We start from the raw sequence: 536 nt of genomic DNA, 5'->3' as shown, positions 1-536 counted from the left end.
TATAATAAAAATGAAATTATTAATAATATTAAAATAAATATATAGAAAAGGAGATAAATATAAAAATGTTTGTTAATGCAATTGATAAAAATAATGACTTATTAGAAAATTTATTAGACTATTGGAAAAGCGTTTCTTTTGGTGAGAATTCTCATTCTTTTATGAGAACCGATATTAAAGAATATCCTCAACATTATGAATTGATTAGCGAATTGCCTGGTTTTAAAAAAGAAAATATTAAAATAAGTTTAGAAGAAGGATGGTTAATAATTGAAGCTCATCCTAAGCAAGAAAACCCATCAAAAGCCGTAAAAAAAAACGAAAGCCAACCTGAAGTTAACTTTTTAAGACAAGAAAGAATTAGAGGTATTATTAAACGTAGTTTTAACATAGGTGAAGATTTTTCTATTGAAGATATTGACGGTTCATTAAATAATGGTTTATTGACAATTATTATTCAGAAAAAACCTGAAGAGACACGAAAAGAAAAAAAATATTTAGAATTAAAATAATTCTTATAAATAAAAAAAATCAAA

General features: G+C 23.1%; 1 protein-coding gene. It reads left to right on the top strand.

What is annotated here, in order from left to right; translation table 11 throughout:
• Window positions 1-65 precede the first annotated feature (65 nt).
• The gene (locus tag RI76_RS00485; protein WP_017192160.1) at window positions 66-512 is read left to right on the top strand and encodes an Hsp20 family protein; all 447 of its coding nucleotides are present in this window, start codon (window positions 66-68) and stop codon (window positions 510-512) included.
• Window positions 513-536 lie beyond the last annotated feature (24 nt).

This window comes from Milkweed yellows phytoplasma str. MW1, from assembly GCF_000309485.1.
In the GTDB taxonomy this organism is placed as follows: domain Bacteria; phylum Bacillota_I; class Bacilli_A; order Acholeplasmatales; family Acholeplasmataceae; genus Phytoplasma.
Note: the sequence above shows the minus strand (reverse complement) of the source record. Positions and strands in the feature narration are given on the sequence as shown.